At 62.3% G+C, this 7,138-nt stretch carries 10 protein-coding genes and 1 pseudogene; 10 read left to right on the top strand and 1 reads right to left on the bottom strand.

Going from position 1 to position 7,138, the window contains the following annotated elements; genetic code table 11:
* The first annotated feature begins 161 nt into the window (after positions 1–161).
* The 10 genes from AX708_RS20595 (at position 162) to AX708_RS20590 (ending at position 5,903) form a co-directional block, all read left to right on the top strand.
* Positions 162–299 (top strand): DUF3768 domain-containing protein, encoded by a 138-nt coding sequence (locus tag AX708_RS20595; RefSeq protein ID WP_156443439.1) that lies wholly within the window; start codon positions 162–164, stop codon positions 297–299.
* Positions 300–371: 72 nt separating this feature from the next.
* Positions 372–722 carry a hypothetical protein gene (locus AX708_RS20085; RefSeq protein ID WP_082745640.1) on the top strand — a complete coding sequence of 117 codons (351 nt, stop codon included), beginning with the start codon at positions 372–374 and terminating at the stop codon, positions 720–722.
* A gap of 149 nt (positions 723–871) precedes the next feature.
* Positions 872–1,426, top strand: coding sequence for a DUF736 domain-containing protein (locus AX708_RS15655; RefSeq protein ID WP_067490427.1), 555 nt, complete (start codon positions 872–874; stop codon positions 1,424–1,426).
* A 184-nt stretch (positions 1,427–1,610) separates the two neighbouring features.
* Positions 1,611–2,126 (top strand): hypothetical protein, encoded by a 516-nt coding sequence (locus tag AX708_RS15650; RefSeq protein WP_067490421.1) that lies wholly within the window; start codon positions 1,611–1,613, stop codon positions 2,124–2,126.
* Positions 2,120–2,491, top strand: a complete 372-nt coding sequence (locus AX708_RS15645; protein WP_066530418.1) for a hypothetical protein — start codon at positions 2,120–2,122, stop codon at positions 2,489–2,491. Before AX708_RS15650 ends, AX708_RS15645 begins: the two co-directional genes overlap by 7 nt.
* 76 nt (positions 2,492–2,567) lie before the next feature.
* A complete protein-coding gene (locus tag AX708_RS15640; RefSeq protein ID WP_066530421.1) occupies positions 2,568–2,870 on the top strand; it encodes a hypothetical protein in 303 nt (100 codons plus the stop codon).
* On the top strand, positions 2,851–3,255 hold the full coding sequence (locus tag AX708_RS15635) for a hypothetical protein (protein ID WP_067490418.1): 405 nt from the start codon (positions 2,851–2,853) through the stop codon (positions 3,253–3,255). The genes AX708_RS15640 and AX708_RS15635 overlap by 20 nt, the downstream gene beginning before the upstream one ends.
* A gap of 469 nt (positions 3,256–3,724) precedes the next feature.
* The gene (locus tag AX708_RS15630; protein WP_067490415.1) at positions 3,725–4,060 is read left to right on the top strand and encodes a single-stranded DNA-binding protein; all 336 of its coding nucleotides are present in this window, start codon (positions 3,725–3,727) and stop codon (positions 4,058–4,060) included.
* A 137-nt stretch (positions 4,061–4,197) separates the two neighbouring features.
* Positions 4,198–5,520 (top strand): hypothetical protein, encoded by a 1,323-nt coding sequence (locus AX708_RS15625; RefSeq protein ID WP_066526201.1) that lies wholly within the window; start codon positions 4,198–4,200, stop codon positions 5,518–5,520.
* A 194-nt stretch (positions 5,521–5,714) separates the two neighbouring features.
* Positions 5,715–5,903: a hypothetical protein gene (locus AX708_RS20590; protein ID WP_066526200.1), complete on the top strand. Its 189-nt coding sequence runs from the start codon at positions 5,715–5,717 to the stop codon at positions 5,901–5,903.
* Between the two features lie 774 nt (positions 5,904–6,677).
* Here AX708_RS20590 and AX708_RS15620 read toward each other — a convergent pair.
* Positions 6,678–7,088 (bottom strand): annotated as a pseudogene (locus AX708_RS15620) (IS110 family transposase); the annotation flags it as partial.
* Positions 7,089–7,138 lie beyond the last annotated feature (50 nt).

The following is a 7,138-nucleotide window of genomic DNA, read 5'->3' as shown; positions in this document are numbered from 1 at the left end:
TGCTGTTCCCGGCAGGAATTGTCCGCAGCGAAGGCTTCGCCGCTCCTGGCGAGAGAGAGGCAACAAGCCAGTTGCGCTTGCTGAGCTCAACGCTGACAATGACAGAAGTCTTGGGGCAGTAATCTGACGACGAGTTCTGCATGTAGCGTTCTCCGTGAGGTTTGACGGAACAACGGCATAGCCGATCCGACCTGCATAGGATCTATTACGACACCGAACTGGCATTTGGGTCCGAGGATCCGGCCAATCCAGCGATGACACGGCGCGTCATCACGCTGATGCGGCCAGCGGACTACTGATGAGTTCAGGGGCTGACATGTCAGTGCGCCGCGGGGCATCGGCCCAGTTAAGGGTGGGGAGGTAACGAGCGCATGAGCAGGCACAAAGTACCGCTTCGTGACGGGATTGCTGCTGCCAGTGCCTATGTCGGATGGGACCGACCGCTTCAGACCTATTTCGCGCAGGTTCTGAGCGCTCCTGACGAAGACGGGGAGGAAATGGAACTCGTATGGGTCGGAACCGCTTTCGGAGAGCTGCCCCGCGCGGTTGACGCAATCCGCGCGCTCGAGCCCTATTGCCATATCGAGGCAAGTCTTGCCGCACAGCTCGAGATCGACAGGATGGCCTGCCTCGCCACGCGCGATGGACCCAATCAGCTGGAAGCCAAGGCGTTCATGGCGCGCCTCAACCAGATCAAGGATGGGTCCGAGCCCGAAGCTTAGGTCGGTACAGACCGCGCTTGGCTCGAAGCAGGGCTGGTTCAGCTCCAATCCAACTATCGAGACTCCTCAGCCCTCCGGGCTGGACAGGATGACGCGCGCCTGCGGTGGCTGGCGCACGGGCCGGGCCAGAGGCCCGGAGGAGAGGGGGGATGGGAGAAGGTGTTCCGGACAAGGGGTTCGGACGGCATCAGGAGAACTTCGACATGAACATCGGCACCCTCAAGGCCAACGCAGAAGGCGTTCACATCGGCCGCATCACCACCCTCACCTTCAGCGCGACCGTCGCCCTGCGGGCCTTCGAATCCACCAACGAGCGGGCACCCAAGTTCGACCTCATGGCGCTCTCGGCGGACCGCCGCAGCTGGGTCAAGATCGGCGCGCTCTGGGAATACTCGTCGAACGAGACCGGCGAATGCTTCCTCTCGGGCCAGATCGACGATCCCAGCCTCTCGGCGCCGATCCCGGTCGCCATGTTCCAGCAGAACGATGGGAGCTTCAATGTCGCCTGGCGGCGTTCGAAGCCCAAGGCCTCGCTCGACGGCTTCGGCAGCGAGAGCGAAGGCGCCCTGCCGCCGCTCACCGCCACCGGCGACGAACCGGCCAGCGACCGCGGCGTTGACAGCGCCGCTGCCACCGGCCACGGTCTGGGCGAGAGCACTGCTCCGGCACCCAAGGGCAAGACGCGCGCGAGCGTCGACGCCTGACCGGCACAAGCCCCCCGTGACCGGTGCCGCGACCCGCGCCGGTCACATCGGGAAGGCCCGTCCGCACATTTGTCGCGGGCGGGCCTTTTCTTTTGCCCGGTGCTTGCAAGCCGAGCCGACCTTCAGCGGAAACTCTGCCTGCGAGAGAGAAGGGGGAGGTGCCGTTCAAGCAAAGGAGGCTTGAATGGCACACACGAACTGGACTCTCGATCTTGGCGGGGCTCCGTGGAACGAAGACTGCGCGCAGATCGGCCACACCCCGAACTTCGACCTTGTGAATACGGCGGAAGCCACGCTCTACAGGGCTGCACTGATCGCGGTTGCCGGGCCTCCGCCCGCCGGAATCAATCTGCGGATCAAGGCTAACGCCCATGATTTCGGGACCTACCGGACGGTCGAGGCGAGCATCGACAATGACCAGAATGACGGCAGCCATGCCTGCTATCTCGAGACCCTCGAGACCGGCATCGCCTTCTGGCATCAGGCCGGGTTTGCACCGCCTGAATTCGGCAAGCTGACGGCGAGCGATCAGCTTGCGGGTTTCGTCGTGGATGCTGTCGCAAGCGCGCTGCGGATCACACGGCCGAGCAGCACCGGCGCATTCTTCCCGGCGTCCTCCGGGCCGCTCCACCGGAACCTTACCGCAGCCTTTCCAGAAGCGGCGCAGCGCGCCTTTTCTGAAGGGGGCCTGCCATGCTGACTGATAGCGAGCGCTTCGCCTTTAGCGCGTGGCGGATCCATGCGTTCGCCTCGACGGGCAATGCCTACGACGCCGTACAGACCGACGAGACTATCGCTGCTGGCGATACTCTGCTCATTCTCGACGAAGGGGTTGTCGGTGTCGCGATGATCTGGCCCTTTGCTATCACCGCAGAGCCGGGCAAGCTTCACACGGTCTGTGAACCTGGCGCTGGCGAAACCCTTGGGCACATTGAAAAGGCGCTCGATGTTCCAGACGGGTCAATCGCTCGAGCTTGCCGCCTGGCAAGGACTCTGGGCTTTGCGATTGATGCGGGCCTCGCCGCATTGTTGCCGGATCTGCTGGCGACAGAGGTGGACGGCTAGCGCGGCAATCGTCGTCACAGAAATCTTGCTATTTTGGCAATAATTGCTATTTTGGGTGCCACGAGGAGATACCACCATGCCAGCGACGGCCAATGAGCACCCCAGGGTTCCCCTGACCCGGTTTCACAACAACACCGGCGAGTTCCTCGACCTTGCGACCAAGCAGCCGGTCGTCCTGACCAGCCATGGCCGCGAGCGGCATGTGATCGCAGATAGCGAGTATTTCCGCCATCTCGAACAGGCGGCGCGCGGTACGATCGCAGATCACATGAATATCGAAGCTGTCGCTTCGTCCGACATGACCGAAGCCGACCGCCAAGCTTTCGCCAATGCACGGCCCTCGGACAGCGAACTCGCCAATGACCGCTGGGAAGACTGACCGCCCCGCCGCAGGCCATATCCTCCGATACGTCTATCTCTTCCAGGAAGAGCAGCGCCAAGGCCGCGATGAGGGCGTCAAGGAACGCTTTGTCGTCGTCGTGGGTGTGGAAGGGTCACGCTATCTGGTCGCCGCGATCACCACCAAGGGCGAGGGGCGCAAGAATGCCATCCAGATCCCCGATGAGATTGCGCGCACAGCTGGCCTTGCTCCCGGTAGCGCCATCGTCATTTCGGAATTCAACCGCTTCACCTGGCCCGGATTCGACATCAGACCCCTGATGAAGCAGCCTGGGTACATTGCCGGACGACTCCCACCGCGGTTCACGGCAAAGATCATCGATGCCATAGCAGCCTGGAGATCAGCTCCCGTCGATCGGGATTGATTGGCGCAACGTGCAGACAGGCAGCCCCCTTGGGGCCTTGTCCGATCATGCATGAGGGCTGCGTCAGTGACGCCAACCTCGTGGACCGGCACCCCAGATAGCCAGGGTCAGGAGTTCCGGACGGCTGCCGCAATGGGACTATTCGTTCACCGAAATCGGCGAGGACGGACGATCAGTCCTGCGATCAACGCCAGCATCAGCAAGCCGAGACGCGGCGAGGTTGATATTCAGGCACGCAATCAGCCCCTGTGCCACCCGCACGTCCGCCGCCCAGTGCCCCTGCCTCTCTGGTCGAGCTTAGGGCCAACCTGCAGAAATGCGAGCCGTGTTGCCCGGCAAGCCGGGCTGCCCGCACCACCTCGATTTCCGAGGTTTCCCGCGCGCGAGGGCGCGCGGTGTCCCAGCTCTCCCGCCGAGGCTCGATAAGGGCACCGGCGGACGAGCCGTCGGCACCAAGGAGGCTCTTGCAATGAACATGGTCAACCTCGTCGGCCGTCTCGCCAAGGATCCCGTCGCCCGCGATCGCAGCGACACCCGCATCACCGAACTCATCCTCGTGACCGAACGTCCCGTCATCCGCGACGGCAAGGTCCAGAAGGACCCCGAGACCGGCTACCCGGTCAAGGATGCCGAATTCCACAAGATCACCGTCTTCAACGGCCTCGGGCTCCCGCTGCGCCAACACAAGGCCAAGGGTGATCAGCTCGCCGTGACGGGCCGCATCCACTACTCGCGCTGGCAGGACGCCGAAGGCAATGAGCGCTACGGCTGCGAGATCATCGCCGAGAACGTCGAGTTCCTGTGACCAGCAGGGGCGGCACCGCGGTGCCGCCCCTCGCTTCGCTTGACAGGCGAAGATCGCCGCGATGATCGGCCAAAAAATCCATCCTGACCGACGACGACAAACCCCATAGTAAGACTGCAACCAGGAGGAACCGCTACATGTCGATTACCTTCCCTCGGAAGTTCGCCATCGGGGGAGTGCCTGTCACGAACATCAAGGAAGGGTTGAAATCTCTTTCCAGAACGAATGATCCCGGCTCCTTTGTCGGCCTACGTTCGGTCTTTCCGACCCTCATCCACGGATCGCATGCCCTCGAAATCGCAGGCTTGCTTGGTTTGCTCGACGATGAGCGATCCGATCTGACCCCGACAGGCAGGGCGGTTGCCCATTCACGCAGCGTCGTGAAAACCGAGTTGACCAAGGCGCTTGCCATCCTCGACCAGCTGCTTGAACGATTTGTGGCTATAAATGCTGATCTCGATCGTCTCATCAGCATCAACACGGTCTACCTTTACGGCAGCGTCATGCGCGGCGATCCTCTTGTCGGCGACATCGACCTCGACATCGAAGCCTCGCGGGGTCCAGCCTACGCGAACGACCTTCAGGGATATCTCAGGGATTGCCTAGCCTTTGTCCGGCGATTTGCACCGAACTATGTGCCTCCTGTCTACATGGCCGAAAGTGACAAGGCGATGGATTTTCTCGCCTTCGGCCAAAGGAGAGCGCCGATCCTCAAGGGGGCCGTGATCAATGTCAGGAAACTCAGCACGATCCCGGCGCCATGTCAGCTGATCTACACCATTCAGAACGGGGTCGACTTGAACGCCCCGATCCTCACGACCCATCCTGATTATGACCCTGCAATTGAAACAACCCACGAAGTCCCGCACCTCGCTTCGATCGAAGTTCCCGCATTCGGAATCCCAGAGCCCGTTGACGCCCGATTCATCGCGAAATTCCATCCCTCCGGGCGGATTGCCGCCCATGATTTTGCCTCACCGACATCGAACCTGCTGGCGTGGCTACTGCGGTTGCACGAACAGCAATCCAGCACGCTGAAGGTCCATGTGAGGGGCGATACGCTGGACCCCACCTTCGCCAAACGAAGCGGCCTCGCAGACGACCTCAGCCCGAAGGGAACCATCGTCCTGACGGCCGAGTCCCAGCGAAGCGAACTGCGATCCTTCATGAAAATTGAGCGTAGGGTGACCATGACTGATGGGACGCTGACGATTGAATTGAAAGTCAGTGACCTCGCGACGCTGCAGCGCCGCCGGACCGATGAAGCACATGCCGCCTGTCTCGCCGTGGTTGCAGCCACAATCCATATGGCAGACCGGTTCCACGCGATCGCACTCAACCAGGCGGGCAACAATTATCCGATCGAAGCGACGGTGACGACAGCCAGCTCGGTTCCGGACACGATCGGTCCATTGATCCAGCAATTCGGCTCGAAGATAAGCGAGTCACTAGATCCCTGACTTGGGTGCCCGCCCGCCGATGAGCCCGCAGCAGCCATATTGCAACCTGCCGGCGTGCTTCCAGCATCCCCGAGGATTGCCGTTCTTCCTGCGATATCGACTTCACCCTCCAAGGTCCCGTCTCACGACCCTCGGTCGATCATTGTCCCTATCGCATCGATCTTTGCGCCGCGGTGACCACAGCTGCACCTCAAATGCTGCGCGACCACGGCAAGCTTCATCGGGATCGATTTGGCGAAGCATTGATCGCGCAACCTGGATGCCGGGATGATCACGACGCGGCGGCACCTGCGGCATTCAACCTGCGCATTGAGACCATGCCGGACCAGATCGGCGACAGTGTCGAGACGCTTGCTTCCCATGACAGCGTCAGAACATTATAAGAACACACTCGTCAACCGTAGCGCTGAGAAGAGTCTGGCAGCGCACGTCTCCCGACCTTCGGTCGGGACCGCGCTCTATTCCGCCTCGTGCGCTGCGGCCCCGTCTTCGCGGGGACTTCGCGCATCCGGGGCTTCACCGAGCCCCTGAAGGGTCTCGGCCCTTCGGGTGACGATCGCTGACGCATTTGGCCGCGCACCGCGCTTGCGCGCTGCGGCCATAAGGAGCGGGGCTTTTCCAGCGGCTCGGGCTTCGCCCGGGCCTTGCGTTTCTGATAGCCCCGCCGGCTCTCGATCCCGCCGCTCGCGGCCTGTTTGCCGCGCGCACGGTCGGCGACTGGAGCCGCCGCCTCGGCGTGCGACGAACCAGGCCTGTCGGGCCGCGGCTCCTGCGGGAGCCGTTTCCGGAACAGACGTCTCGGAGAGACGTCCGATCACCTTGCATGTCGGCTTTTGGGTGATGCTGTGAGCTTGCCCAATGGCCAGCAATGGGTGGTAAGGTGAATGGCGTCTGTGGATGGCTCCCGCGTTGCAAGCATAAAGTGATGATCTGGTGTTTGGTCGGGTGCAGTCGTCTGTCCGGCCTGTTGATGCAGTCGGCTTGGACTGCTGGCCCTGATGGGGTCCGCGAACAAGGTCCCGATCGGCTTTGCAGGCTGTAACGCCTTCGCCATTCGCTGGGTTGTCCTTGTTCCCGGTCCGACCGGTTTGCTCCATCACATCGCTTTGCTCTCACAACCTCGTGAAGCTGATCTCCTCAGCCAAACTCCTGATCTCTCACGCAGCCAGCATCGGCGCATGACCGCGCTCGAAGACTCCGCCCCGCGCCATGATCGCCCATGCGATCCGCGCCATCTTGTTGGCGATGGCAACCGAGGCAACCCGGGCGGGCTTTCGGGCGACTAGCGCGACAAAGCGCGGATCGACCGTCTCGGGCTTGCTCCTGGCAGATCGGATCAAGGCGGTCGCACCGACAACGAGCAGCTGGCGCAGATAGGTGTCGCCCATCTTGGTGATCCGCCCGAGGCGTTCCTTGCCGCCGCTCGATCGCTGGCGCGGTGTCAGCCCCAGCCAGGCTGCGAACTGTCGTCCCGACCTGAACTGCGCGGGGTCGCCTACCGATGCGGCGAGGGCAGTAGCGCCAACGGGTCCGATGCCAGGGATCGTTGCAAGGCGCCGGGCCCTGTCGCGCGACAATCAGAATGAGAATGCGCGACAATCAAGATGAGAATCCGGTG

Origin of the sequence: Erythrobacter sp. CCH5-A1, assembly GCF_001557115.1 — a bacterium.
Lineage (GTDB): Bacteria > Pseudomonadota > Alphaproteobacteria > Sphingomonadales > Sphingomonadaceae > Erythrobacter.
The sequence above is the reverse complement of the archived record's forward strand: the minus strand, read 5'-3'. Positions and strand labels throughout refer to the sequence as shown.

Bases quoted from the DNA above. Each gene is read 5' to 3' on its own strand.
- AX708_RS20085 (WP_082745640.1), top strand. From the start codon at position 372: ATGAGCAGGCACAAAGTACCGCTTCGTGACGGGATTGCTGCTGCCAGT.
- AX708_RS15655 (WP_067490427.1), top strand. From the start codon at position 872: ATGGGAGAAGGTGTTCCGGACAAGGGGTTCGGACGGCATCAGGAGAAC.
- AX708_RS15650 (WP_067490421.1), top strand. From the start codon at position 1,611: ATGGCACACACGAACTGGACTCTCGATCTTGGCGGGGCTCCGTGGAAC.
- AX708_RS15645 (WP_066530418.1), top strand. From the start codon at position 2,120: ATGCTGACTGATAGCGAGCGCTTCGCCTTTAGCGCGTGGCGGATCCAT.
- AX708_RS15640 (WP_066530421.1), top strand. From the start codon at position 2,568: ATGCCAGCGACGGCCAATGAGCACCCCAGGGTTCCCCTGACCCGGTTT.
- AX708_RS15635 (WP_067490418.1), top strand. From the start codon at position 2,851: ATGACCGCTGGGAAGACTGACCGCCCCGCCGCAGGCCATATCCTCCGA.
- AX708_RS15630 (WP_067490415.1), top strand. From the start codon at position 3,725: ATGAACATGGTCAACCTCGTCGGCCGTCTCGCCAAGGATCCCGTCGCC.
- AX708_RS15625 (WP_066526201.1), top strand. From the start codon at position 4,198: ATGTCGATTACCTTCCCTCGGAAGTTCGCCATCGGGGGAGTGCCTGTC.
- AX708_RS20590 (WP_066526200.1), top strand. From the start codon at position 5,715: ATGCTGCGCGACCACGGCAAGCTTCATCGGGATCGATTTGGCGAAGCA.